The organism is Streptomyces sp. NPDC052109 (assembly GCF_040680195.1).
GTDB lineage: Bacteria > Actinomycetota > Actinomycetes > Streptomycetales > Streptomycetaceae > Streptomyces.
Genome location: NZ_JBFAWF010000013.1, coordinates 185,082 through 210,412 on the forward strand (window position 1 = coordinate 185,082; position 25,331 = coordinate 210,412).

At 72.2% G+C, this 25,331-nt stretch carries 26 protein-coding genes; 11 read left to right on the top strand and 15 right to left on the bottom strand.

Annotated features, from left to right (window positions below):
• Nucleotides 1–159 precede the first annotated feature (159 nt).
• Entirely contained in the window at nt 160–1,020 is an 861-nt protein-coding gene (locus AB0L59_RS25645; protein WP_365587802.1) for a Bax inhibitor-1/YccA family protein, read from the top strand.
• A gap of 63 nt (nt 1,021–1,083) precedes the next feature.
• Here the strand turns inward: AB0L59_RS25645 and AB0L59_RS25650 are convergent, their stop codons facing one another.
• Entirely contained in the window at nt 1,084–1,314 is a 231-nt protein-coding gene (locus tag AB0L59_RS25650; RefSeq protein WP_067045839.1) for a DUF4287 domain-containing protein, read from the bottom strand.
• 129 nt (nt 1,315–1,443) lie between these two features.
• Here AB0L59_RS25650 and AB0L59_RS25655 point away from each other — a divergent pair, with 129 nt between their 5' ends.
• Nucleotides 1,444–1,725: a hypothetical protein gene (locus AB0L59_RS25655; RefSeq protein WP_365587947.1), complete on the top strand. Its 282-nt coding sequence runs from the start codon at nt 1,444–1,446 to the stop codon at nt 1,723–1,725.
• A gap of 118 nt (nt 1,726–1,843) precedes the next feature.
• On the opposite strand, the gene AB0L59_RS25660 is transcribed toward AB0L59_RS25655, so the two are convergent.
• From AB0L59_RS25660 to AB0L59_RS25670, 3 genes are all read right to left on the bottom strand, one after another.
• The gene (locus AB0L59_RS25660) at nt 1,844–2,626 is read right to left on the bottom strand and encodes a hypothetical protein (protein ID WP_365587805.1); all 783 of its coding nucleotides are present in this window, start codon (nt 2,624–2,626) and stop codon (nt 1,844–1,846) included.
• Nucleotides 2,627–2,909: 283 nt separating this feature from the next.
• A complete protein-coding gene (locus AB0L59_RS25665; RefSeq protein ID WP_365587807.1) occupies nt 2,910–4,130 on the bottom strand; it encodes an acetyl-CoA C-acetyltransferase in 1,221 nt (406 codons plus the stop codon).
• 189 nt (nt 4,131–4,319) lie between these two features.
• Complete coding sequence (locus AB0L59_RS25670; RefSeq protein WP_365587810.1) at nt 4,320–5,339, bottom strand: SGNH/GDSL hydrolase family protein; 1,020 nt, start codon at nt 5,337–5,339, stop codon at nt 4,320–4,322.
• A 159-nt stretch (nt 5,340–5,498) separates the two neighbouring features.
• On the opposite strand from AB0L59_RS25670, the gene AB0L59_RS25675 reads away from it, so the two are divergent.
• Nucleotides 5,499–6,887 carry a cystathionine beta-synthase gene (locus AB0L59_RS25675; RefSeq protein WP_365587812.1) on the top strand — a complete coding sequence of 463 codons (1,389 nt, stop codon included), beginning with the start codon at nt 5,499–5,501 and terminating at the stop codon, nt 6,885–6,887.
• A gap of 397 nt (nt 6,888–7,284) precedes the next feature.
• A complete protein-coding gene (locus AB0L59_RS25680; protein ID WP_365587815.1) occupies nt 7,285–7,407 on the top strand; it encodes a hypothetical protein in 123 nt (40 codons plus the stop codon).
• A gap of 16 nt (nt 7,408–7,423) precedes the next feature.
• Here AB0L59_RS25680 and AB0L59_RS25685 read toward each other — a convergent pair whose 3' ends face one another.
• The 6 genes from AB0L59_RS25685 to AB0L59_RS25710 are packed head-to-tail and all read right to left on the bottom strand — an operon-like array spanning nt 7,424 to nt 12,579.
• Entirely contained in the window at nt 7,424–7,867 is a 444-nt protein-coding gene (locus tag AB0L59_RS25685; RefSeq protein WP_365587818.1) for a hypothetical protein, read from the bottom strand.
• A gap of 10 nt (nt 7,868–7,877) precedes the next feature.
• Complete coding sequence (locus AB0L59_RS25690) at nt 7,878–9,293, bottom strand: cytosine permease (RefSeq protein ID WP_365587819.1); 1,416 nt, start codon at nt 9,291–9,293, stop codon at nt 7,878–7,880.
• Complete coding sequence (locus tag AB0L59_RS25695; RefSeq protein ID WP_365587822.1) at nt 9,294–10,226, bottom strand: ABC transporter substrate-binding protein; 933 nt, start codon at nt 10,224–10,226, stop codon at nt 9,294–9,296.
• Between the two features lie 16 nt (nt 10,227–10,242).
• Nucleotides 10,243–10,905, bottom strand: coding sequence for an ABC transporter permease (locus AB0L59_RS25700; RefSeq protein ID WP_365587824.1), 663 nt, complete (start codon nt 10,903–10,905; stop codon nt 10,243–10,245).
• A 1-nt stretch (nt 10,906) separates the two neighbouring features.
• Complete coding sequence (locus AB0L59_RS25705) at nt 10,907–11,548, bottom strand: ABC transporter permease (RefSeq protein WP_365587827.1); 642 nt, start codon at nt 11,546–11,548, stop codon at nt 10,907–10,909.
• Entirely contained in the window at nt 11,545–12,579 is a 1,035-nt protein-coding gene (locus AB0L59_RS25710; protein WP_365587828.1) for an ABC transporter ATP-binding protein, read from the bottom strand. Before AB0L59_RS25710 ends, AB0L59_RS25705 begins: the two co-directional genes overlap by 4 nt.
• A gap of 141 nt (nt 12,580–12,720) precedes the next feature.
• Between AB0L59_RS25710 and AB0L59_RS25715 the strand changes: the two genes are divergently transcribed.
• From AB0L59_RS25715 to AB0L59_RS25725, 3 genes are all read left to right on the top strand, one after another.
• The gene (locus AB0L59_RS25715; protein WP_365587831.1) at nt 12,721–14,250 is read left to right on the top strand and encodes an aromatic amino acid ammonia-lyase; all 1,530 of its coding nucleotides are present in this window, start codon (nt 12,721–12,723) and stop codon (nt 14,248–14,250) included.
• Nucleotides 14,247–15,137, top strand: a complete 891-nt coding sequence (locus tag AB0L59_RS25720) for a MurR/RpiR family transcriptional regulator (protein ID WP_365587834.1) — start codon at nt 14,247–14,249, stop codon at nt 15,135–15,137. The genes AB0L59_RS25715 and AB0L59_RS25720 overlap by 4 nt, the downstream gene beginning before the upstream one ends.
• 99 nt (nt 15,138–15,236) lie before the next feature.
• Nucleotides 15,237–15,821, top strand: coding sequence for a hypothetical protein (locus AB0L59_RS25725; protein WP_365587837.1), 585 nt, complete (start codon nt 15,237–15,239; stop codon nt 15,819–15,821).
• 12 nt (nt 15,822–15,833) lie between these two features.
• On the opposite strand, the gene AB0L59_RS25730 is transcribed toward AB0L59_RS25725, so the two are convergent.
• The 5 genes from AB0L59_RS25730 to AB0L59_RS25750 form a co-directional block, all read right to left on the bottom strand.
• Nucleotides 15,834–16,208 carry a hypothetical protein gene (locus tag AB0L59_RS25730; protein ID WP_365587839.1) on the bottom strand — a complete coding sequence of 125 codons (375 nt, stop codon included), beginning with the start codon at nt 16,206–16,208 and terminating at the stop codon, nt 15,834–15,836.
• A gap of 10 nt (nt 16,209–16,218) precedes the next feature.
• A complete protein-coding gene (locus tag AB0L59_RS25735; protein WP_365587841.1) occupies nt 16,219–16,713 on the bottom strand; it encodes a roadblock/LC7 domain-containing protein in 495 nt (164 codons plus the stop codon).
• Nucleotides 16,714–16,744: 31 nt separating this feature from the next.
• Nucleotides 16,745–17,545: a transcriptional regulator gene (locus AB0L59_RS25740; protein ID WP_365587843.1), complete on the bottom strand. Its 801-nt coding sequence runs from the start codon at nt 17,543–17,545 to the stop codon at nt 16,745–16,747.
• Nucleotides 17,542–17,925 carry a hypothetical protein gene (locus AB0L59_RS25745; RefSeq protein WP_365587846.1) on the bottom strand — a complete coding sequence of 128 codons (384 nt, stop codon included), beginning with the start codon at nt 17,923–17,925 and terminating at the stop codon, nt 17,542–17,544. Before AB0L59_RS25745 ends, AB0L59_RS25740 begins: the two co-directional genes overlap by 4 nt.
• A gap of 152 nt (nt 17,926–18,077) precedes the next feature.
• Nucleotides 18,078–19,481 (bottom strand): diaminopimelate decarboxylase, encoded by a 1,404-nt coding sequence (locus AB0L59_RS25750; protein ID WP_365587849.1) that lies wholly within the window; start codon nt 19,479–19,481, stop codon nt 18,078–18,080.
• A 137-nt stretch (nt 19,482–19,618) separates the two neighbouring features.
• Here AB0L59_RS25750 and hutU point away from each other — a divergent pair, with 137 nt between their 5' ends.
• The 4 genes from hutU to hutI all read left to right on the top strand — a co-directional run bounded on the left by hutU (nt 19,619) and on the right by hutI (nt 25,213).
• Nucleotides 19,619–21,283, top strand: coding sequence for a urocanate hydratase (gene hutU / locus AB0L59_RS25755; RefSeq protein ID WP_365587851.1), 1,665 nt, complete (start codon nt 19,619–19,621; stop codon nt 21,281–21,283).
• A 191-nt stretch (nt 21,284–21,474) separates the two neighbouring features.
• Nucleotides 21,475–22,677 (top strand): allantoate amidohydrolase, encoded by a 1,203-nt coding sequence (locus AB0L59_RS25760; protein WP_365587950.1) that lies wholly within the window; start codon nt 21,475–21,477, stop codon nt 22,675–22,677.
• On the top strand, nt 22,674–24,011 hold the full coding sequence (locus tag AB0L59_RS25765) for a formimidoylglutamate deiminase (RefSeq protein WP_365587854.1): 1,338 nt from the start codon (nt 22,674–22,676) through the stop codon (nt 24,009–24,011). The genes AB0L59_RS25760 and AB0L59_RS25765 overlap by 4 nt, the downstream gene beginning before the upstream one ends.
• A gap of 26 nt (nt 24,012–24,037) precedes the next feature.
• Nucleotides 24,038–25,213 carry an imidazolonepropionase gene (hutI, locus tag AB0L59_RS25770; protein WP_365587856.1) on the top strand — a complete coding sequence of 392 codons (1,176 nt, stop codon included), beginning with the start codon at nt 24,038–24,040 and terminating at the stop codon, nt 25,211–25,213.
• The last annotated feature ends 118 nt before the right edge of the window (nt 25,214–25,331 follow it).

A 25,331-nucleotide genomic window follows, 5' to 3' on the forward strand; every position in this document is an offset into this window, starting at 1 on the left:
CGTCATGGAAGGCGATCACCCATGGCCGGGAATGGCCGGTCCGCGTAGCGTGTTGGGCAGCACGGCAGGGGAAAGATCCTCCTCAGGTATCATGGTCGGTCCTTTGCCAGTCCATTACTCTTGAGCCAAGGCTGTGCACGGCAGCCATGGAGGAGTGAAATGAGGAGCAGCAACCCGGTCTTCTCGCGACGGGGGTTCAGCCGCGACAACGGCTACGCCGGCTTCAACACCGCACCGCAGGCCGGGTACGCGCAGGGCAACCCCTACGCGCAGAACCCCTACGCCCAGAACCCGTACGCGCAGGGCAGCGTCCAGCACGGCGCCCAGCCGCAGGCCCCCGCCACCACCGACCGGATGACCATGGACGACGTCGTCGTCCGCTCGGCCATCACGCTCGGCACCGTCGCCGTCGGCGCCGTCCTCGCCTGGGCGCTGCTGCCGGTCTCGGCGACCAGCTACGGCCTGGCCGTCGGTTCCGCGCTGGTCGCCTTCGTCCTGGCGATGGTCCAGAGCTTCAAGCGGACCCCGTCGCCCGCGCTGATCCTCGGGTACGCCGCCTTCGAGGGCGTCTTCCTCGGCGTCATCAGCGAGATGTACAACAGCCGCTGGAGCGGCGCGCCCTTCCAGGCGGTGCTCGGCACCATGGCGGTGTCGGCCGCGACCCTGCTCGTCTACAAGGCCGGCTGGATCCGCGTCACCGCCCGCTACGCCCGCGTCGGCATGGCCATCGCCATGGCGTTCCTGGTGGTCATGGCGGTCAACCTGCTGCTGGTCGTCTTCGGCGTCGCCGACAACGGCGGTCTTCGCAGCTTCGGCCCCCTCGGCGCGCTCGTGGGCATCGTCGCGATCGTGCTCGGCGCGTTCTTCCTGACCCTCGACTTCAAGCAGATCGAGGACGGCATCGCCTACGGCGCCCCGCGCAACGAGTCCTGGCTGGCCGCGTTCGGTCTCACGGTCACCCTCGTCTGGATCTATCTCGAGATGCTGCGGCTGGTGGCGATCTTCACCAACAACGACTAGCGCGTCCGCCGGTCGTGAGGTCGTGGAGAGGGCCCCGGGTTCCGACCCGGGGCCCTTCGCCGTCTAGAGCAGCTTGCGTGCTGCCCTCCTCAGGTCGTACTCATGGACGATCGCCTTCGCGTGACCGTACGCGAGGTCGTACTCGTGCCGGAGCCAGCTGACCTTCTCCTCGAAGCGGACCAGGGCGGGGCCTTCTTCTACGGTGCGCAGCCAGTCGGAGACTTCACGACCGGTGCAGTGGGGGATGCGGGCGAGCAGATTGCGGTGGGTCTCCTCGGAGAAGAGTTGGGACATCGGCGCCTCCGAACGCAAAGGGGATGTAAGCCGGTCCTTCACGTCACCGTGCCTGAGTGTTCGCGTATTGGCAACAGTGCGGCACGTTACTCTCGGCGCGTGGTTGATACGACGCCCTTGACCCAAGCAGTGGATCACTTCGCCGACCGGTTGCGAGCGGCGCCGCAGAGCCGACTTCAGCGGGGCGCTGCCGCGGAGGCGCTGGCGCTGGCCAGGGAGTTGGCCCGGCGGGCCCAGGCTGTGGAGGAGCCGGGAACCGAGCCGAGGCAGATGCCGGACGCGGGGATGTTCGCGGCGGCCGATCAGATTCTCGTGGCCGCGCACGACTTGGCGGTGGTGCTGACGACCGAGGCTGAAGTCGCCGAAGCGGTGCGGGTGGTCGAGGAGTCGCGTCAGCGGGCGGGGGTCTGAGCGCCGTTCGCGACTGCGGGCCTCTCGTGGTTGCTCGCACCCACGCGGCGGAGCCGCATGTCGACCCCATCCCCGCGCCCCCTGGGCCGGCCGTCGCCCGCCCCGTTTCCACCGGCCGTCAAAGAGACGCGATGACCCTGTCGGCCAGGATGTAGACCATGTCCTCGCCACAGGCGAAGGTCAGGGTGTAGGCGCCGGAGACGCCGGAGCCGCCCAGGAGGTGAGGGGCCTCGCCCGCTTCCACGGCCGCCGCCAGGCGTTCGGCGGTCTCGCGGTGGCCCGGGGTCATGCACAGGGTGGTGCCGTCGGCGAAGACGTAGACGTCGAGCGTGCCGAGCGGGCCCGGGCGGACGTCGGCGAGTTCGACGCGTTCGGCGGCCAGCTGCTCCAGCGTGGTCACCGTGCGCTCGTGGTCGTTCACCACGGGCGACTGCACCGGGACGAAGTCGGGGTGCGAGGGGTGCCGGCGGCGGGCCGCGGCCAGCTCCGGGGACTCCCCGGCGAACTCGTCGGCGTCGGCGGTCGGCTCGGACACCGGCTCCAGGCCGGCGAAGTCGCTCTGCCGGGGCAGGAACAGTTCGGAGTCGGGCAGGCCCAGCAGGGTCGGGGCGTCGGAGGCGTCACGGGCCTCCTGCGCGGCCCAGAAGGCGCGGGCCTCGGCCAGCTCCCGCTCCCTCTCCTCCGCCAGCGCTTCGGCCACGGCGGCGCGTATCTGTTCGGCGTCGGTGCTGCTGCGGGCGTTCGGCAGCAGCGCACCCAGGGCGGCCGACCGGTTCTCGGCGAGCTGGGTCTGCAGCTCCGCCAGCTGGCGGCGCAGCTTCAGAACGGTGCGCAGGACGGCGACGCCCACGGCGCCGGTGGCGGCCGTGGTGAGCAGCAGGGCGAAGGGCATGGTGCTCACTGACGTACTCCCGGTTCAAAGTCGACCCCCGACTTCCTACATCAGCTTGAAGGGCGGACTAACCAGCTGTCAGTGCGTAACGTCACGAAACGGACAGGACTTTGGCCTCGGGGTTTCGCCGGACACCGCGCTGACCTGCGTTGACCTGCACCGATGCGTCCGGGGAGCGATATAGGTCACATCCTGGGGGAGATTGGATCACGAAAAGGCCCGGAACCTTGGCGTTTCCCTGGTTCCGGGCCGTTCACGGACGTAACGTGCCTGTCCCGCTACGGACGGTGGCTCAGCTCAGGCGCTCGATGACCATCGCCATGCCCTGGCCGCCGCCCACGCACATCGTCTCCAGGCCGAACTGCTTGTCGTGCCACTGCAGGGAGTTGATGAGCGTGCCGGTGATGCGGGCGCCGGTCATACCGAAGGGGTGGCCGACGGCGATGGCGCCGCCGTTGACGTTCAGCTTGTCGATGTCGATGCCGAGGTCCCGGTAGGAGGGGATCACCTGGGCGGCGAAGGCCTCGTTGATCTCGACCAGGTCGATGTCGTCGATGGTGAGGCCGGCCCGACGCAGGGCCTGCGTGCTCGCCTCGACCGGGCCGAGGCCCATGATCTCGGGGGACAGGCCCGAGACGCCGGTGGACACGATCCGGGCGAGCGGGGTCAGACCCAGCTCGCGGGCCTTGGTGTCGCTCATGATGACGACGGCCGCGGCGCCGTCGTTGAGCGGGCAGCAGTTGCCGGCGGTGACCAGGCCGTCGGGGCGGAAGACCGGCTTGAGGCCGGCGACGCCCTCCAGGGTGACGCCGGGGCGGGGGCCGTCGTCCTTGCTGACGACCGTGCCGTCGGGGAGGGTCACCGGGGTGATCTCGCGCTCCCAGAAGCCGTTCTTGATGGCCTGCTCGGCGAGGTTCTGCGAGCGGACGCCGAACTCGTCCATGTCCTGGCGGGTGATGCCCTTGGCGCGGGCCAGGTTCTCGGCGGTCTGGCCCATCGCGATGTACGGGTCGGGCAGCAGGCCGTCCTCGCGCGGGTCGTGCCAGGTGGACCCCTCGGACTCGGCGACGGCGGCGGTGCGGGCCTCGGCCTCGGCGAACAGCGGGTTGTGCGTGTCCGGCAGGCCGTCGGAGCTGCCCTTGACGTACCGGGAGACCGTCTCGACACCGGCCGAGATGAAGACGTCGCCCTCGCCGGCCTTGATGGCGTGCAGGGCCATGCGGGAGGTCTGCAAGGACGAGGAGCAGTAGCGGGTGACGGTGCAGCCCGGCAGGTGGTCCATGCCCATCTGCACGGCGACGATACGGCCCAGGTTGTGGCCCTGCTCGCCGCCGGGCAGGCCGCAGCCGAGCATCAGGTCGTCGATGTCCCTGGGGTCGAGCTCCGGGATCTTGGCGAGCGCGGCCTGGATGATCGTGGCGGTCAGGTCGTCGGGGCGCAGATCCTTGAGGGAACCCTTGCCGGCGCGGCCGATGGGGGAGCGGGCGGTCGAGACGATGACGGCTTCGGGCATCACGGCTCCAGTGGACGGGGTTGTTTAGGCAGGGCCGGTTGGGAAGTTACCGCTACGTATGGTTCAGGTCACCGGTGTGGCGGTGTGACACTGACCGCATCTTACTAAGCGCTTGCTTTTTCCTTCGGCGGTTCGGCCGGCGTCGTGCGGGTGGCCCTGCTGCCGCCGCGGGGCGGAGCGCCCGGGTGGTCACAGGGACGGACGTGCCGGCTCGGCCTCGGGAACCCGGCGCCGCCGCCGGCGCTTCAGCAACGCCCACGGCCCCCGAGGCCCCGTCGGCATGGCCGCCGTGACCTCCGTGCCCGCCTCGGACGCCGCCTCGGCGGCCGCGCGGGCGACCGGCAGGAAACCCTCGCGCCGCGACACGTCCGGGCGCTCCTCCTCCGCCGGCCACAGGCCCAGCGCGGCGCACACCGTGGGAAGCACGGCCATCGCCGCCGTGGCGTAGCCCTCCGCCGACGGGTGGTAGTTGTCCGGCCCGAACAGCTCCCTGGGGTTCGCCTCGAACTCCGGGCCCAGCAGGTCGCCCAGCGACACCGTGCGGCCGCCCTGCTCCACCACTCCGATCGTCTGTGCCGCCGCCAGCTGCCGGGAGGCGCGCCGGGCCAGCCAGCGCAGCGGCTGCTGCACCGGCTCGAGGGTGCCGAGGTCGGGGCAGGTGCCGACCACCACCTCCGCACCGGCCGTGCGCAGCCGGCGTACCGCCGCCGACAGGTGCCGTACCGAACGGGTCGGCGGCATCCGGTGCGTCACGTCGTTCGCGCCGATCATGATCACGCAGATGTCGGGGACGGGAAGCCCCGCGGACAGCACCAGCGCCACCTGCCGGTCCAGGTCGTCGGACCGGGCCCCGGGCTGGGCGACGTTGCACAGCTCCACCGGGCGCTCGGCCACCGCCGCCAGGCCCGAGGCCAGTAGCGCGCCCGGTGTCTGGCCCGCCCGGTGCACGCCCTGTCCGGCCGCCGTGGAGTCGCCGAGCATGGTCAGGCGGAGGGGCGGTTCTCCGGGGATGTCGTACGCGTGGCCGTACACGCCGTCGGCCAGGGGGACGCGGCCGCCGGTGCCGTTGCCCACATGGCGCCGGGCCAGCCGCACCTCCGCCAGCAGCAGGCCCACCGCGGCCGCGCCGACCAGTCCCGCTCCGCCACCGCCGTACGCCGCTCCGGCCGCGATGCGCCGGGCCACTCTCGCCCTCGACAGGCTCGTCATGCGTCGCCGCCACCTCCTCGTAGCCGTACACCCACTCCTTGCCCCGTACGGACCGTGCGTCAATCTCAACGGGGAGTGAACGGCCGCTCCAGGCATACACCTGGCCTTAGGCTGGCGGCACCACTACGAACAGTTCTTTTGCAGCGACCGGAGACAACGGTGCGATTCCACGACTCGATGATCAGCCTCGTCGGCAACACCCCGCTGGTGAGGCTCAACAACGTGACCAAGGGCATCCAGGCGACCGTCCTGGCCAAGGTGGAGTACTTCAACCCCGGCGGCTCCGTGAAGGACCGCATCGCCCTGCGCATGATCGAGGCCGCCGAGCAGAGCGGGGAGCTCAAGCCGGGTGGCACGATCGTCGAGCCGACCAGTGGGAACACCGGTGTCGGGCTGGCCATCGTGGCCCAGCAGAAGGGGTACAAGTGCATCTTCGTGTGCCCCGACAAGGTGAGCACCGACAAGATCAACGTGCTGCGCGCGTACGGCGCGGAAGTGGTCGTGTGCCCGACCGCCGTGGCGCCGGAGCACCCGGACTCGTACTACAACGTCTCCGACCGGCTCGTCCGTGAGACCCCGGGCGCCTGGAAGCCCGACCAGTACTCCAACCCCAACAATCCGCTCTCGCACTACCACTCGACCGGCCCGGAGCTGTGGGAGCAGACCGAGGGGAAGATCACCCACTTCGTGGCGGGCGTCGGTACGGGAGGGACCATCTCCGGCACCGGCCGTTATCTGAAGGACGTCAGCGACGGCAAGGTCCAGGTCGTCGGCGCCGACCCCGAGGGCTCGGTGTACTCGGGCGGTTCCGGGCGGCCGTACCTGATCGAGGGTGTCGGCGAGGACTTCTGGCCGAGCGCCTACGACCGCACCGTCGCCGACGAGATCGTCGCCGTGTCCGACAAGGACGCCTTCCAGATGACCCGCCGCCTCGCCAAGGAGGAGGGCCTGCTCGTCGGCGGCTCCTGCGGCATGGCCGTCGTGGCCGCGCTGCGCGTCGCCGAGCGGCTCGGCCCGGACGACGTCGTCGTCGTACTGCTTCCGGACAGCGGCCGCGGCTACCTCAGCAAGATCTTCAACGACGAGTGGATGGCCGACTACGGCTTCCTGGAGGACGAGGGCCCGAGCGCCCGCGTCGGCGACGTCCTGAGCGACAAGGCGGGCGGCACCATCCCCTCCCTCGTGCACATGCACCCGGAGGAGACCGTCGGCCAGGCCATCGAGGTGCTGCGCGAGTACGGCGTCTCGCAGATGCCGGTCGTCAAGCCGGGCGCCGGTCACCCGGACGTCATGGCCGCCGAGGTCGTCGGGTCCGTGGTGGAACGGGAGCTGCTGGACGCGCTGTTCAGCAAGCGCGCCTCCCTCGACGACCCGCTGGAGAAGCACATGTGCGCCCCGCTGCCCCAGGTCGGCTCCGGCGAGCCGGTCGGCGACCTGATGTCCGTGCTCGGCTCGGCCGACGCGGCGATCGTCCTGGTCGAGGGCAAGCCGACCGGCGTGATCAGCAGGCAGGACCTGCTGGCCTTCCTGGCCAAGGGTGGAAAGTAGGGGCCAACCCGCGGTGAACCGCGGGTACACGGCGACCGCTTGAGGAGGGACGGGGTTCGCGGAAGTGGTACGAGCGTGTCACGTGCGCGCAGCACCCGCTTAACACGTCTCCGGCACATTGGTGGGTGTCGGCAGGGCGATGAACCTCCCCAGGCGTTGAGCACTGGGGGAGGCTCCCGTCCCGGCCGGCGCCGAACGGCGCCAAGGACCTCCGGAGCGGCTCCCGGACCTCCATGGACGCCACGGACGCGCAAGCCCGGCCCTGACCCGGCCCGCGTCCCTCGCGGGGACCGCCGTCGTCCCGCCCCCCGGCAACGGGGGTGCGGCGGTCCCCGCGACAGTCTTTCCCGCGCGGCTCAGCGGGCCGTGCTCGACTCCCCACGGGGCCGGCAGGCCCGTGCTCGACGCGATCGGCATGCTGTCGGCGTCGGACGTCGCGGACGTCGTCGCCCACGCCACCACGCGGCCCCGGCCCGACGACCTCCGCCGGATCATGGACCTGCCGGCCCGGCAGGCGTGAACGGGCGGTTCCCTGGTCAGTCCTGCCGGCCGGAGCGGTCGCCGCGGCCGCTGAGCAGATCGGGGTTGAGGCGGACCGCCTGGGCGAAGTTGACGCCGACGATGCCGACCCAGGTGGCGATCGTCCCGCCGATGCCCGCGAGGGCGCCGCTGATGGCGGACAGCGGCATGGCGAGGACCAGGGAGATGACGGCGAACCCGAAGCGCTGCGTCCACGTGTCGGCGTCCTTCGGGCGCCGGGCACCCCGCGCGCTCTCCATCCGCTCCTCGGCCAGTTGCCGGCGCACCCGGCGGTCCACCGCGTCGTCGATCCGCCGCTCGACCTTCTCCAGGAAGGAGTCGACCAGCGCGGAGTCGTAGTCGTCGCCCAGTTCCCCGCGGGCCCGTACGGTGACGCCGAGTTCCTCCCGGAGGTCCGCGTCCTTCTTCAGGCTCGCGTTCCGCGAGTCCGGTGTGTTCATGGGCGCCACCCTAGGGAGTGGGCGCCCCCTCCGCACTGGGGACAACCCCCCTCTTCGGGCCCGCGGGCGGGTACGCCGCGTTCCGCCGCGCGACCAGCCAGTACAGCAGTGCCGGTACCGCCAGTCCCACGATCCAGGAGATGTCCGCGCCGCCCAGCGGCTGCACCAGCGGGCCGGTGTAGAAGCCGGTGGCGAGGAACGGCAGCTGGGCGAGCAGGCCGAGCGCGTACACGGCGAGGGCGTCCCAGCGCCAGGAGCCGTAGCGGCCGTGCGGGTCGGACAGGGCCGGGATGTCGTACCGCTCCCTGGAGATCAGGTAGTAGTCGACCAGGTTGATCGCCGACCATGGCGTGAAGAAGGTCAGCAGGAACAGCAGGAAGTCCTTGAAGGAGGACAGGAAGCTGTCCTTGCCCAGCAGAGCCACCGCGGTGCCCGCGACCATGACCAGCGCGATGTACACGGCCCGGCCGGCCCGGGACAGCCGCCGCTGGCCCCGGAAGCCGCTCACGCTGGTCACCATCGACATGAAACCGCCGTAGGTGTTGAGGACGTTGATGGTGAGCTTGCCGAGCGCGATGACGAAGTAGAAGAGGGAGGCGACCAGGCCGGTGCCGCCGAGGGCGACGACGTAACCGACCTGACTGTCCAGGAACTTCGCGCCCGCCGTGGCCGCGACCAGCACACCGAAGGTCATGGACCACTGACTGCCGAGCGCCGAGCCGGACAGCGTCCACCAGAAGGTCGCCCTCGCCGAGGTCGTGCGCGGAAGGTAGCGCGAGTAGTCCGCCACGTACGGCCCGAACGCCAGCTGCCAGGACGCCGACAGCGACATCGCCAGCAGGAACATCGGCAGCGAGAAGTGGGCGTCGTGGAGGAGAGCCGTGAGGTCGGCGCGGTCGAGGAGGCGGATGCCGAGGTAGACGAAGGCGAGCGCGCAGATCGTGCTCGCGATGCGGCCGAGGGCGTGAATCACCCGGTAGCCGACGGCCGCGGTGACCCCCGTGACGGCCGCGAAGACGACGATCCCGGCGGTGTCGTTCGTGTGCGTCAGCTCGCCCACCGCCTGCCCGGCGAGCACACTGCCGGACGCGAAGAAGCCGACGTACATCACGATCACCAGCAGCAGCGGTACGACCGCCCCGCGCACCCCGAACTGCGCCCGGGACTGGATCATCTGCGGCAGGCCCAGCTTCGGGCCCTGCGCCGAGTGCAGGGCCATGACCGCGCCCCCGAGCAGGTTGCCGAGCAACAGGCCGACGAGCGACCAGACCACGTCCCCGCCGAAGACGACCGCGAGGGCGCCCGTGACGACCGCCGTGATCTGCAGGTTGGCGCCCAGCCAGAGCGTGAACTGGCTGAACGCGGTGCCGTGCCGCTCCTCGTCCGGGACGACGTCGATGGAGCGAAGTTCCACCAGGCCGCCCATCTACTTCACCAGTCCGTGCTGCTTGGCGTAGGCGTTCGCCACGTCCTCGGGGTCCTTCTTGTCCTTGTCCACCTGCCGGTTGAGCTCGGTGAGCTGGGCGGTGGTCAGCAGGTTGCCGAGCCGGGCGAGGGCCTTGCGGACGGTGTCGTCGGCCTTGCGGTCGGCGATCAGCGGGACGATGTGCTGGCTGGGGATGAGGTGTTCGGGGTCGGTGAGCACCACCCAGTCGTTGGCCCTGATGTCGGTGTCGGTGGTGAACAGGTTCGCCACGTCCACATCTCCCTTCTTCAACGCGCCCTTGACCAGCGGACCGTCGGAGTCGAGCGACTTGAACTCCTTGAACTGGACGCCGTACACGTCCTTCAGGCCGACCGCGCCGACCTGGCGCTTCTTCACCTCGGGGGCGGCGCCGATGACCAGCCTGCCGTTCTGCTTCCTCAGGTCGGCGAGGGAGGTCAGCCCGTACTTCTTCGCCGTCTCGCGGGTGACGACGAAGGCGTCGGAGTCCTCCGCCATGCCGTACGGCAGCACCTGGAGGCCGGCGGGCAGGGCCTGGGTGAGGGCGTTCTGCATCTCGCCCGACTCGCTGGCCGTGGCCTTCGGGTCGAGGTAGTTGAGGAGGGCGCCCTGGTACTCGGGCAGCAGGTCGATGTCGCCGCCCCTGAGCGCCGGGATGACGATCTCGCGGGTGCCGAGGTTGGGGCGGACGGTGGTCTTCACGCCGGCGCCCCGCAGGGCGGCCGCGTAGAGGTAGCCGAGCACCTGGTTCTCGGTGAAGTTGGCGGTGCCGATGGTGACTCCGCCCTTGCTGGAGCCGGCGCCGCCGCCGGCGGAGCCCTGGCCGTTGAGGGAGGTGATGCCGCTCGCGCAGGCGGAGAGAGCGGGGACGGAGGCGACCGCGAACAGGCCGCCGAGGACGGTACGACGATTCATCGGAAGTTCCCGGGGATCAGGCGGTGCGGTGACGGAAGAGGAAGCGCTGGAGGGCGGCGAGGGCCACGTCCAGGACGACGGCGACGACGGCGACCAGCACCGCGCCGCCGAGCACCTGGACCAGGTCGCGCTGGGCGAGGCCGTCGAAGACGTAGCGGCCCAGGCCGCCGAAGGAGACGTACGCCGCGATGGTGGCCGTGGCGACCACCTGGATGAGGGCCAGGCGCAGGCCCGTCATGATCAGCGGCAACGCGAGCGGCAGCTCGACCTGGAGGAGCACCTGGTGTCCGCGCATGCCCTGGCCACGGGCGGCGTCCTTCACGTCCGGGTCGACGGCCGTCATCCCGGCGTAGGTGTTGGTGACGATCGCCGGGACCGCGAGGGCGACCAGCGCCACGTACACCGGCAGCATCGACAGGCCGCCCGCCAGGAAGACCAGCACGACCAGGCCGACGGTCGGCAGCGCGCGCCCGAAGGAGGCCAGGTTGATCGCGAGGAACGCGCCCTTGCCGGTGTGGCCGATCAGCAGGCCGAGCGGCAGACCGAGCGCGGCGGCGATCAGCGTGGCCAGCAGGGAGTACTGGAGGTGTTCGGCGAGACGGTGGGCGATGCCGTCGGGGCCGGTCCACTGGGAGCCGCTGACCAGCCAGTTCCCGAGGTTCTTGAGGAGTTCGTACATCTCAGGCTCGCCTCCTGGTCCAGGGGGTGAGGGCGTACTGGACGGCGACCAGGGCCGCGTCCGCCACGACGGCGAGGAGCAGGGTGAGGACCACTCCGGCGATCACCGGGGTGGGGAAGTTGCGCTGGAATCCGTCGGTGAAGAGCTGGCCGAGGCCGCCGTCGCCGATGTAGGTCGCGACGGAGACCAGGGAGATCGACATGACGGTGGCGATGCGGACCCCGGCCATGATCACGGGAAGCGCGAGCGGGAACTCGACGGTGAGGAGCGTGCGCAGGGGGCGCGTGCCCATCGCCTTCGCCGCCTCCTTCACCTTCACCGGGACCGAGTCCAGGCCCTCGACGGTGTTCCGCAGCAGGACGACCAGGGTGTAGACGGTCAGACCGGTCACGGTGGTGGTGCGGGTCAGGCCGCTGACCGGCAGCAGCAGGACGAAGATCGCGATCGACGGGATCGTGAACAGGACGTTCGAGGCGCCCAGGAGGAAGCCGCGCAGCCGGGGGACGCGGTGGGCGACCACGGCCAGCGGGAGCGAGATCAGCAGGCCGAGGGCGACGGCCGTGAGGGCGGCCTGGAGGTGGGAGAGCGTGAGCGTGGTGAGGTCGTCGGTGTGGGCGGATATCCACGACCAGTCGATCGTCATGCGGCGACCCTCACTTCGGCGTGGGCGCGGCCGGCGTGCTCGTGGATGTCGTCGCGGGAGGAGACACCGGTGAGGACCCCGCCGGCGTCGACGCGGGCGATCAGTCCGGTGGGGGAGGCGACCGACTCGTTGAGGGCCGACAGCAGGGAGTCGGTGTCCTTCAGCGGGCGTACGGGGATCTCGGCGTCCTGCGACGCCCAGTGGAGGGGCTTGTTCTGCGCGTCGAGGACGAGGGTCCAGGTGCCGCCCTCCGGCGCCGGGCCCTGGGGGACCTCGACGAGGGTCCTCAGGGACAGCAGCTTCAGGCCGCGCTCGGCGCCGAGGAAGTCGGCGACGAAGTCGTCGGCGGGGCGGGCCAGGAGGTCGGCGGGCGCGGCGCACTGGACCAGGTGGGCGCCCGTGCGGAAGACGGCGATCTGGTCGCCCAGCCGCACCGCCTCGTCGATGTCGTGCGTGACGAACACGATGGTCTTGCTCAACTCCGCCTGGAGCCGCAGCAGTTCGTCCTGGAGCTGGGTGCGCACGACCGGGTCCACCGCGCCGAACGGCTCGTCCATGAGCAGCACCGGCGGGTCGGCGGCCAGGGCGCGGGCGACGCCGACGCGCTGCTGCTGACCGCCGGAGAGCTGGTGCGGGTAGCGCTTGCCGGCCTCGGCGGCGAGGCCGACGGTTTCGAGGAGTTCGGCGGCGCGGGCCCGGGCCTTCCTGCGGTTCCAGCCGAGCAGGAGCGGAACGGTGGCGATGTTGTCGAGCACCGTGCGGTGCGGGAAGAGGCCGGCCTGCTGGATGACGTAGCCGATGGAGCGGCGCAGCTCGGCCGCGTCCTGCTGGGTGACGTCCCTGCCGCCGACGCGGATGGTGCCCGAGGTCGGCTCGACCATCCGGTTGATCATCCGCAGGGTGGTGGTCTTGCCGCAACCGGAGGATCCGACCAGGACGGTGACGCCGCCCTCCGGCATCTCCATGTTGAGGTCGTGGACTGCTGTGGTGCCGTTGGGGAAGCGCTTGTGGACCGCGTCGAACTGGATCATGAGATGTCCCTTGCCCGGCTGTATAACGTCATGCAGAGTTCTTGGTGTGTGAATAGCTTGTCAACGGGTCAGCGTTAATCCGCTGTAACGGATGACCGAGGGGCAAGATCGGATGTCCAGGTTGAGGGGAGTTTGGGCGTGATGTCGTCTCACATCGTGGACGCACCGCAGTCCGTGCCACAGTCCGTGCCGTCTGCGCGATCCGCGACCGTGGTCCTGGACGGGTCCGGACTCGGCGTCGAGGACGTCGTGCGGCTCGCCGACGGCACCGCGCACCCCGTCCCCGAGGCCGACGCCATGCTGCGCGCGGAGCACTCCTGGAACGCCGCCCGGCAGATCGCCGCCACCGGGCGCGTCTACGGCCGCTCCACCGGCGTCGGCGCCAACCGGAACGAGGACGTGCCCACCGAGTCCGCCGCCGGCCATGGCCTGCGCCTGCTGCGCAGCCACGCCGGCGCCATCGGCGAACCGCTCCCGGCACGGCAGGTGCGCGCGATGCTCGCCGTCCGCGCCAACCAGCTGCTGGCCGGCGGCGCCGGGCTGCGGCCGAGCGTCATCACCGCCCTGTGCGAGGCGCTGGACAGGGGCGCGTGTCCGGTCGTCAACGAGTTCGGCTCCGTCGGCACCGGAGACATCGCGGCCCTCGCCCAGGTCGGGCTCGCCCTCGCCGGGGAACATCCCTGGCGCGGCGCCGGCGCCCCCGAGCCGCAGCCCCTCGACAACAACGACGCCCTCGCCCTGATCAGCAGCAACGCCCTCACCCTCGGCCAGTCCGCGCTCGCCCTGCACGAACTGCGCGGGCTGATCGGCGCCACCCAGGTCGTCGCGGCGCTGTCCCTGCTCGCCGTCGACGGCTCCCACGAGGCGTACGCCGCGCCCGTGCACGCCGCCCGCCCGCACCCGGGCAGCACCGAGGTGGCCCGGCGGATGCGGGAGCTGATCGGCGCCGCCGACCGGCCCACCCCGCCGCTCGGCCGCATCCAGGACCCCTACGGCTTCCGCTGCCTGCCCCAGATCCACGGCCCCGCGCACGACGCGGCCGACGCCCTGGAGCAGGTGCTGAGCGTGGAGATCAACGCGGCCGCCGAGAACCCGCTCATCGCCCCCGAGGACCTGGCGGCCTATCACCACGGCGGCTTCTACCAGGCCCAACTGGCCCTCGCGCTCGACCACTTCCGGCTCGCGCTGACCCAGGTGGCCCGGCTGTCCACGTCCCGCCTGTCCACGCTCAACGAGCCCGCCTACACCCGGCTGCGCCCCTTCCTCGCCGACCACGAGCCGGCCTCCTCCGGCGTGATGATCCTGGAGTACGCGGCCGGGGCAGCGCTCGGCGATCTGCGGGCCTTCTCCGCCCCCGCCTCGCTCGGCCACGCTGTACTCTCCCGGGGCGTCGAGGAACAGGCGAGCTTCGCCTCGCTCGCCGCGCGGCAGACCCTGCGCGCGTGCGGTGCGTATCGTCTGGTGGTCGGCTGCGAGCTCGTCGCCGCCGTCCGGGCGCTGCGCCAGCGTGACCTGCGGCCCGACCCGGGGCTGCCGGCCGGACGGGCGTTCGCGCTCGCCGAGTCGGTCCTCGATCCCGACCCGGCCGACCGGCCGCTCACGGACGACGTGACGGAGGCGGCCGCACTGCTCGACCGGTTCACGGACATCTGGAGGGGGAGCGCGTCATGAGCGTGGACAGGAGTACCGGGGCGGGTTCCACGGAAGGCACCGCGTCCGGTGTCACGGACAGCCCCGCCAACCGGCTGCAGGCGCTCTTCGAGGGACACCGGCTCACGCCGACCCAGCGCCGGATCGCGCACAGCATGGTCCGGCGCGCCGCCGACGTGCCGTTCCTGTCCAGCGTGGAGCTGGCCGAACTGGCCGGGGTCAGCCAGCCGTCGGTCACCCGGTTCGCCGTCGCGCTCGGCTTCGACGGCTATCCGGCGCTGCGCAAGCACCTGCGCGAGGTCGTCCCCGCCGAACCGGCCGCCGAGGCGGGCGCCTTCAACGAGTACCAGCAGGCCGTCGAGGCCGAGATCGAGAACCTGAGGCACCTCGCCGACCTGCTCGCCGACCCGCGCCCGGTGCAGAAGGCCGGCCGGATCCTGGCCGCCTCCCGCCCGCTGCCGGTGCTGGGCCTGCGCGCCGCGGCCTCCCAGGCGTACGGCTTCGCCTACTTCGCGGCCAAGGTCCACCCGGACGTCCGGCTGCTCAACGAGGGCGGCACGATGATCCAGGACCGGATCGACGCGGCCGTCCGGGCCGGCGCCTCGGCGCTGCTGTGCTTCGCGTTGCCCCGGCATCCGCGCGAGGTCGTCGACACCCTCGCCTACGCCAAGGACGTGGGCCTGACCACCGTCACGGTCGCCGACTCCGCGTTCGCTCCGGTCGGCAAGTACTCCGACCTGCTGCTGCCCGCCGCCGTCGGCACGGGGCTCGCCTTCGACACCGCGTGCGCGCCGATGCTGCTCGGACGGGTGCTGCTGGAGGCCGTCTGCGACGACCTGCCCCAGGCGCAGGCCCGGCTGGAGGAGTTCGACGCGAAGGCGGCGGCGCGGGGCCTGTTCGTGGAGTGACCGTCTCCCGCGCGTGTTCTCAGATTCGTCTCACGTTCGGCCGCTAGTTTCCCCACGAGACACAGGTGCTTTTGCGGACACGTGACACGGGAGGCTGACGTGGCGCGCGGAGGACAGGGGCTGGCCCGGGTGGCCGTCGTCGTACGGGCGGGGGCCGCCCCGCTGTGGTGGTTCGGGGTGTGCGCGGCCGGGATCGGGGTGCTGGCGCCCGGGGTGACCGGACGGCGGATCGGGGTGCTCGCAGGGGCCGTGCTGTTCCTGGCCGGCGCGGCGGTCGTCGCGCTGGCGCGCCGGGGCCGGTACGGCGCGCTCGCCCGCGGCGCGGCCCGCGCGGGCAAGTACGACGTGCTGCAGGACCGGGCGGTGACCGTGCGCAACTGGCGCCGGGGCCATCGCTGGTGGCTGCTGCTGGTCTTCGCCGGGGCGCTCGGCTCGTCCTTCGCGGTGCCCGCGGCCGGTGGCATGCTGCTGGCCGGACTCGGCACCGGGCTGCGGCTGAAGGCCGCCTGGCTCGGACGCCGGGAACGCGCCGAGGAGACGCTGCTGTGGGTGCGCGTCGACTGGCTCGACCGGCGCGGCGGGCGCCCGGCGGGAAAGGCCGTCAAGGGCCTGCGTGGTACGGGCATCGCGGCCGGCGACGCGGCCCCGGGCGGGGCCCGCCGCCGCACCGCGGCGCTCGTCTAGCTCTGCCGGCGGCTAGACCTCCAGTTCCTCCTCGATCTTCTTCAGCTGGTGCCGGGCCATCGCCAGGTTGGCCCGGGACGCGTCCAGGACCAGGTAGAGGAACAGGCCGTTGCCGCCACGGCTCTTGAGCAGGCGGATCAGGTGGTACTGGTCCGACAGCGTGATCAGGATGTCCTCGATCTCGCCCTTGAGGCCCAGCATCTCCATGGTGCGCATCTTGGCGCGGATCACGTCCGTGTTGCCCGCGGCGGCCACGTTCAGGTCGAAGCTCTTGCTGCCGCCCATCGTGCCCAGCGCCATACCGCTGGTGTAGTCGACGAGCGCGACGCCGGTGGCGCCCTCGATGGAGGTGAGGGCTTCCTTCAGCGCGGTCTCGGTGTTGGCCATCGTGGTCCTCTCAACTGTCGGTTGCGGTGCGGGTGGTGCGGGTGGTGCCGGTGCGCTGGGTGCGCGTGGTCCGGGTGCGTGCGGGTGCGGGTCCGGAGGTCGTACGGGCCGCCCGGGCGGCGGCGTCGGCGGCGTCGAGCAACTCCCCGATGCGGGCGCCGGAGCGGCGGCCCTCCAGGTGCAGCCGGCCGACGTTGACCCGGTCCTGGGCGAGCAGGGTCAGCACGGCGGTGCGGCCGGCCGCGTAGGTGGCGACATAGCCGCGCTCGCCGCGTACCAGCAGCTCCCGGAAGCCGCCGTTCCGGGTGGCGTCGGCGACCCGCACGGCCACGCCCAGCGCGGCGGCGGTGAGCGCCGCGAGACCCTCGGGGTCGACTCCGGGAGTGTCGTGGGCGACGACGAGACCGTCGACGCCCGCCGCCAGGGCGCCGGTGAGCTGCGGTACCCGGTTGCGCAGCCGGTGCAGCTCGTCCAGGACGGCCTGGAGGTCCTCCTCGGTCACCATCAGCTCTCTCCTCTCGGCGGGGCGGTGCCGTTCAAAGCGCCTCCAGTGCATCCCTGAGCCTCTTCAGCAGCGCGATGTCGGGGTCGGTGACCGGGGGTGGGGGCGGCGGGGCAGGTCGTGTGAGCACGGGGGCCAGCGGGGTGACATGGCCGGCCGCCGCGAGCCGGCGCACGTCGACCAGCGTGTGGAAGGCCTGCCGGCCCAGGTTCCGGGCGATCCCGGTGGCCGTGCGGACGCCGTCCACGCGGTCCAGGACCGCCCGCTGCCGGGGCGTGACGGGTCCGGCCGCCGGGGGGTCCGCGCGGATCAGCGGGGCGCTGTCGGCGGCCGGGTCGGGCCACAGCCGGTGCAGCAGCAGCCGGCGGCGCAGCGTCTCGTGTTCCAGGGCGACGACCGGGACCGAGGGCAGCGGGCCGAGCCGGGGACCGCTGTCGTACCGGAAGCGGCCGGGGGCGCTGCTCGGGGCCAGCGCGAAGTACCCGGCGTCGTACAGCGCGTCCAGATGGCATAGCTCCAGCGCGCCCGCCGGTAACAGCCCCGAGTCCAGGAGGAGTTCGGCGGCGTGCAGCGGGCCGGCGGTCTCTGCGGCGGCCCGCTGCCAGGCGGCGGCGGCGAGGGTGCCGTGGGCCGTGAGGAGCACGTCGAGACCGGGGGCGAGCGGGCTCTCGGCGTGCACCACCCGGCCCTCGGCGAGGTGCAGGACGCCGTGCTCGCGGACCAGGACCCCGGTGGCCCGCTCCTCGGCGAGCCGGGTCAGCATCGGCGACAGGGCCCGGGGGGCCGACTTGTCACGCACCGGCAGCGGCGGCGGAGGTATCTGGGTCACGCTCATCCCAGCACCAGCCGGGCCGCCATCTCACCGAGCCGGATCCGGGCGAGTGCGAGGTTGCCCTCCTCGCGGCCCAGCCACAGGTGCAGGAAGACGCTGCTGTCGAAGGTCGTGTCCACGAATCTCAGCAGGTGGTAGCTGTCGTGGTTGCTGACGATCACGTCCTCGACGGGTGGCTGCCCGTCCGCGTGGGCCGCGAAGGCGCCGTGCTCGGCGGCCATCCGGGCCAGTTCGGCGGCCTCGGCGGCGGTGGTCTCGTGGTCGCCGCCGGGCGCCTCCCCGACCGTGCCGAGGGCCAGTCCGCTGGTCCAGTCCACCAGTGCCGCTCCCCGGGCACCGGGCAACCGCATCGCTTCCAGCAGACACTCGTCGATTCCGGGCACCGTGGCTCCCCTCCCGCCTGGGAATCCGGCTGAGTGACAGCGACACTACGCAACGTGTGCGCGAGAGGTGAGGCCTTTGGCATTTTCCGTTGGAACATGCGTCCGCTGTACTAGTGTGGGTCAACTGACCGCAGGGACACGTGAGTTGATCATTACTCGTGGACCGGGGAGTGGGCCGGAGGGTGAACCAGGGAGGTGAGCGCCGAGGTGTGCGCCCCGCCGGACTCCGCCACCACTTCGGCGATGGTCTGCGGCTCCCGTACGGTCGCGAAGGCGATCTCTCCCGAACCGGCCTGCGCGAAGCCGTAAATGCCGGGGCGGGCAAGGGAGTTGTAGGCGTAGTGGTGCGCGAAGTAGTACGCGCCCGTGTCCAGGGCCGCCGCGTAGTCACCCTGCTCCAGCAGCGGCAGGGTGCGCCCCTCGGCCAGCAGGTCGCCCGCGAAGCAGGCCGGCCCGGCCACGTCCTGCACCACCTCCGGCCCGGGCTTCGGCCGCCCCTTGGCGTCGTACGCGGCGATCCGCAGCGGCCACGCCCCCGGTGCGTACACGGTCCGCGTCGCCACCTGCACGCCCGCGTGCGTCACCGCGATCCGCCGGCCGCCCGCGCTCTTGGCGTACTCCACCCGGGCCACCACCGTCCCGTGCTTGGCCAGCAGCGACCGCCCGAACTCGGTCACCAGTCCGTACCGCCCGTCGAACAGCCCCGGCACCTCCCCGGCCAGCAGCCGGGCGTAGTGCGCGTACGAGGGTGCCGTCGTCTCGGCCGCGAAGTTCACCGGCAGCCCGCCGCCGATGTCGAGCGTGTCGATCTGCCGCCGGCCCGCCCGCTCGTTGATCTCCTCCGCGAGCGCGTACGCCTCCGCCAGCCCCCGCGCGAGCAGCGTCAGCGGAATGCCCTGCGAGCCGGTGTGGGCGTGCAGCCGGGTCAGCCACGGCCGGTCCAGATACGCCCGTACGACCCACTCGCGCGCCCCCTCGTCGCGCAGCGCCACCCCGAACTTCGAGGTCTCCGTCGCCGTCGATGTCGACCCGATCGTGCCGCCGCCGACCTGCGGGTTCACCCGGATGCCGAGCGGAGACCGAGGGGGTCCGGACCGCACCAGGGCGTCCAGGCGATCCAGCTCCTGCGGGTTGTCGGCGTTGACCGCGATGCCCAGTTCCAGTGCCTCGCGCAGCTCCGCCGGGGTCTTCGCGGGCGAGTCCAGCACGGTCCGGGCGGACGGCACCCCGGCCGCCCGCGCCAGGGCCAGCTCGCCCGGGCTCGCCACCTCCGCGCCGATGCCCGCCTCGTGCAGCAGCCGCAGTACCGGCGCCAGCGGGGTCGCCTTCACCGCGAAGGCGTGCAGCACCGGCGTCCCCGGCGGTACGACCGCGTCGAACGCCGCCCGCAGGGCCGCCGCCGATCGGCGGATCCCGGTCACGTCCAGCAGCCCGACCACGGCCGCGTCCGGTCCCAGCAGCCCCTGCTCCACTGCGGCCCGCACCGCCTCGTCCCGCCGGGTGGCACGCTCCCGCGCCTCGGTCGTCTCGGCCGCCGCCTCGATGTCCCGCTCCACGCTCTCTCCCCTCGGTCCGCCGCACGTACATCCAGCCAAACACCGACGGCGCGCGGACGGGGGCGTCCCGATGTATTGACTAGTTCTATTCAGAAAGACAGGATGTGAATAGACAGAGCAACAGGAGGAGGCAGACGATGTCGGGACCCCGCCCCGTACGAGCGCCGCGCGGCACGGAACTGAGCGCCCTGGGATGGCAGCAGGAAGCCGCCCTGCGCATGCTGCAGAACAACCTCGACCCGGAGGTCGCGGAGCACCCCGACAAGCTCGTCGTCTACGGCGGCACCGGCAAGGCCGCCCGTGACTGGCGCTCCTTCGACGCGATGGTCCGCACGCTGAGGACTCTCAAGCAGGACGAGACCATGCTGGTCCAGTCCGGCCGCCCGGTCGGCGTGATGCAGACCCACGAATGGGCCCCGCGCGTCCTCATCGCCAACTCCAACCTCGTCGGCGACTGGGCCAACTGGGAGGAGTTCCGGCGCCTGGAGGCCCTCGGCCTGACCATGTACGGCCAGATGACCGCCGGCTCCTGGATCTACATCGGCACCCAGGGCATCCTCCAGGGCACCTATGAGACCTTCGCCGCCGTGGCCGCGAAGAAGTTCAACGGCACCCTCGCGGGCACCATCACCCTCACCGCCGGCCTCGGCGGCATGGGCGGCGCCCAGCCCCTGGCCGTGACGATGAACGACGGCGTCGCCATCTGTATCGACTGCGACCCCCGCGCCATCGACCGCCGCATCGAGCACCGGTACCTGGACGTCAGGGCCGACTCCCTCGACCACGCGCTCCAGCTGGCCACCGAGGCCCGCGACGCCCGCCGCCCGCTGTCCATCGGCGTCCTCGGCAACGCGGCCGAGCTGGTCCCGCAGCTGCTCGCGATGAACGCCCCCATCGACATCGTCACCGACCAGACCTCCGCCCACGACCCGCTGTCCTACCTGCCGGTGGGCGTGGCCTTCGAGGACATGGCCGACGCCGCCGCGAAGGACCCGGCCGGCTTCACCACGCGTGCGCGTGAGTCCATGGCCAGGCATGTCGAGGCCATGGTCGGCTTCATGGACGCCGGCGCCGAGGTCTTCGACTACGGCAACTCCATCCGCGGTGAAGCCCAACTGGCGGGCTACGACCGGGCGTTCGCCTTCCCCGGCTTCGTCCCCGCCTACATCCGCCCGCTGTTCTGCGAGGGCAAGGGCCCCTTCCGCTGGGCGGCCCTGTCCGGCGACCCCGCCGACATCGCCAAGACCGACAAGGCGATCCTGGAGCTGTTCCCGGAGAACGAGTCCCTGGCCCGCTGGATCAAGATGGCCGGCGAACGCGTCCACTTCCAGGGTCTGCCCGCCCGCATCTGCTGGCTCGGGTACGGCGAGCGCGACAAGGCCGGCGAGCGCTTCAACGACATGGTGGCCTCCGGTGAGCTGGCCGCTCCGCTGGCGATCGGCCGGGACCACCTGGACTGCGGGTCCGTGGCCTCGCCGTACCGCGAGACCGAGGCCATGCTCGACGGGTCCGACGCGATCGCCGACTGGCCGCTGCTGAACGCCATGGTGAACGTGGCGTCCGGTGCGTCCTGGGTGTCCATCCACCACGGTGGTGGCGTCGGCATGGGGCGGTCCATTCACGCCGGCCAGGTCACCGTGGCCGACGGCACGAAGCTGGGTGGCGAGAAGATCCGGCGCGTGCTGACCAACGACCCCGGCATGGGTGTCATCCGGCACGTGGACGCGGGCTACGACATCGCGGAGTCGGTTGCGCAGGAGCGCGGGGTTCGGGTGCCGATGCGCGAGGGTGACGGCGCGTGAGCCAGGACGAGGCCGGGCACGGCGGCAACGCGCCGGAGGGGGCTGAGCTCTCGTCGCCGGGTGCGGGTCCGGCCGTGCCCACCCGCCCCCACGCTCCGCTTCGTTCGAGCGGGGGGACCCCCATCGCCCTGCGGAACGACTGCCCACAGCCCGGGGCGACGTCCGTGCGGAACGCTCCCTCGTTCCACGGGATGTGGCGCGAGCTGCTCCCGATCGGCCGCCACCCGGACTCCGGCGGTTATCGGCGTTACGCCTGGACGGGGGCCGACGCCGAGTGCCGGGCCTGGTTCCAGGAGCAGGCGGAAGCCCGTGGGCTGGCCTATGAGGTGGACCGGAACGGGAACCAGTGGGCCTGGCTCGGGGATCCGACGGCAGGAGGTGCCGTGGTCACCGGGTCGCACCTCGACTCCGTGCCGGACGGCGGGGCCTTCGACGGGCCCCTCGGGGTCGTGTCCTCCTTCGCCGCGCTGGACGAATTGCGCGGGAGGGGAGCGCGGTTCGGCAAGCCCCTGGCCATCGTCAACTTCGGGGACGAGGAAGGGGCCCGGTTCGGGCTCGCCTGTGTCGGGTCGCGGCTCACCGCCGGGCAGTTGACCGTCGAGCAGGCCCACCGGCTCACCGACGGCGACGGGGTCACCCTCCCGCAGGCCATGGAGGCCGCCGGGTACGACCCCGAGGGCATCGGGGCCGACCCCGAGCGGCTGGCCCGGATCGGCGCCTTCGTCGAGCTGCACGTCGAACAGGGCCGCGCGCTGGACCTGTCCGGCGACCGGGTCGGCATCGCCAGCGCCATCTGGCCGCACGGACGCTGGAGGTTCGACTTCCGCGGCGAGGCCAACCACGCCGGCACCACCCGGCTCGTCGACCGGCGCGACCCGATGCTGTCGTACGCCGAGACCGTGCTCGCCGCCCGCCGCGAGGCCGGACTCGCCGGTGCCGTCGCCACCTTCGGGAAGATCGCCGTGGAGCCGAACGGGGTCAACGCCATCCCCTCGGTGGTGCGCGGCTGGCTCGACTCCCGAGCCGCCGACCAGGAGACCCTGGACACGGTGGTGGGAGGCATCGAGAAGGCCGCCCGGGAGTACGCCGACGCCCACGGCATCGACCTGGACGTCGTCCGGGAGTCCTTCACCCCGGTCGTCGAGTTCGACCACGCCCTGCGCGACGAACTCGGCCGCATCCTGGGCAAGGACACCGGCCTGACGGTGCCCGTGCTCGGAACCGGGGCCGGACACGACGCCGGAATCCTCTCCGGCAGCATTCCCACCGCCATGCTGTTCGTGCGCAACCCCACCGGTGTCTCGCACTCCCCGGCCGAGTTCGCCGCCGAGGACGACTGCGTGGCCGGGGTGCGCGCGCTCGCCGACGTACTGGAAGGGCTGGCCTGCAGGTGACCAAGCGGACCTACTGGTTGGAACACGCCTGGCTCGACACCAACGTCGAGCCGGGAGTCGTCCTCGAGGCCGAGGGCGGCCGGATCGGCGCCGTCCGCACCGGCGTCCCCACCCCGCCGCCCGGTGCCGAGGTGTTGCGCGGGCTCACGCTGCCGGGGCTCGCCAACGCCCACAGCCACGCCTTCCACCGGGCGCTGCGCGGCACCGTCCAGGTCGGCAGCGGCACCTTCTGGACCTGGCGCGAGGCGATGTACTCCGTCGCCGAGCACCTGACACCGGACACCTACCACGCCCTGGCGCGCGCGGTGTACGCCGAGATGGCCCTGGCCGGCATCACCTGTGTCGGCGAGTTCCACTACGTGCACCACGCACCCGGTGGCACCCCCTACGCCGATCCCAACGCCATGGGCGAGGCGCTGATCGCCGCCGCCGCCGAAGCGGGCATCCGCATCACCCTCCTGGACACCTGCTACCTCTCCTCCGGCTTCGGCGAGGCCCCGAACGCCCACCAGCTGCGGTTCTCCGACGGCAGCGCGGAGGCCTGGGCCGCACGCTGTGCAGTTCTCAAGGAGCGGGACCACGCGCGGATCGGGGCCGCGATTCACTCCGTACGGGCCGTGCCGGCCGGGCAGCTGGCGACGGTGGCGGGGTGGGCCGAGGAACGGCGGGCCCCGCTGCACGTGCACCTGTCGGAGCAGACCGCCGAGAACGACGCCTGCCTCGCGGCGCACGGCTGCACGCCCACCCGGCTGCTCGCCGACCACGGGATCCTCGGACCGCGCACCACCGGGGTGCACAACACCCACCTCACCGACGAGGACATCGCGCTGCTCGGCGACTCGGGCACCGGCACCTGCATGTGCCCGACGACCGAGCGGGACCTGGCCGACGGCATCGGCCCGGCCGTCGCCCTGCAGCGGGCCGGCTCCCCGCTCTCCCTTGGCTCCGACAGCCACGCCGTGATCGACCTGCTCGAGGAGGCGCGTGCGATGGAACTGAACGAGCGGCTGCGCTCCCGCACCCGGGGGCACTGGACGGCCGCCGCCTTGCTGCGGGCCGCCACCGCCGACGGCCACGCCGCCCTCGGCTGGGACGAGGCCGGCACCCTCGAACCCGGCGCCCTCGCCGACTTCACCACCGTCGCCCTCGACTCGGTCAGGACAGCGGGGCCGCTGCCCAGGCTGGGCGCCGAGACGGCCGTATTCGCGGCGAGCGCGGCGGACGTACGGCATACGGTCGTGGGCGGCCGGCACGTCGTACGGGACGGGGCGCACACCCTCGTGCCCGACGTCCCGTCGGCGCTCGCGGACGCCATCGACGCCCTGCGCGGCTGAACCCCCACGTCATCCCCGAGGACACCATGAGCAGCAGCACCGTCATCACCAACATCGCCACGCTGGTCACCAACGACCCCTCCTTCGGTGACGGCTCCCCTCTCGGTCTGGTCCAGGACGCCGCCGTCGTCATCGAGGGCGACCGCGTCGCGTGGACCGGTGAATCCAGCAAAGCACCCGCCACTGACAATCGGGTCGACGCGGGCGGCCGGGCGGTGGTGCCGGGCTTCGTGGACTCCCACTCGCACCTGGTGTTCGCCGGCGACCGCACGCAGGAGTTCAACGCCCGCATGTCCGGCCGCTCCTACACGGCGGGCGGTATCCGCACCACGGTCGCGGCCACCCGGGCGGCGAGCGACGCGGAACTGGAGGCCAACCTCACCCGGTACCTCGACGAGGCCCTGCGCCAGGGCACGACGACGTTCGAGACCAAGTCGGGCTACGGCCTGACCGTCGAGGACGAGTCCCGCGCGCTGCGCCTCGCGGCCCGGCACACCGACGAGGTGACGTACCTCGGCGCGCACATCGTCTCCCCGGACTACGCCGACGACCCGGCCGCCTATGTCGCCCTGGTCACCGGCGAGATGCTGGACGCCTGCGCGCCGCACGCCCGCTGGATCGACGTGTTCTGCGAGAAGGGAGCCTTCGACGGTGACCAGGCGCGCGCGATCCTCACCGCCGGCAAGGCGAAGGGGCTGCACCCCCGCATCCACGCCAACCAGCTCTCCTACGGCCCCGGCGTCCAGCTGGCCGTCGAGCTGGACGCGGCCAGCGCCGACCACTGCACCCACCTCACGGACGCGGACGTGGACGCCCTGGCCAACAGCGACACGGTGGCCACCCTCCTCCCCGGCGCCGAGTTCTCCACCCGGGCCGAGTGGCCCGACGCCCGCCGCCTGCTGGACGCCGGGGTCACGGTCGCCCTGTCCACCGACTGCAATCCGGGGTCGTCCTTCACCTCCTCCGTCCCCTTCTGCGTCGCCCTGGCCGTCCGTGACATGCGGATGACGCCGGACGAGGCGGTCTGGTCGGCCACGGCCGGCGGCGCGGCGGCCCTGCGCCGCACCGACATCGGCCACCTCACCCCCGGCGCCCGCGCCGACCTGATCGTTCTCGACGCCCCCAGCCACGTGCACCTGGCCTACCGGCCGGGGGTGCCGCTGGTGAGCGGGGTGTGGCGCCGCGGCGTGCAGGTGGTCTGAGCGGGGACGGCCGGCGGGGGCCGCCCCCCACCAGCGCGCCCCCCGTCCGTCTCCGCCGACGCCGCCGGCACCGGGGGAAACCCCAGGCTGCCTCAGCGGCCCCCGGCCTGGCCCCGCC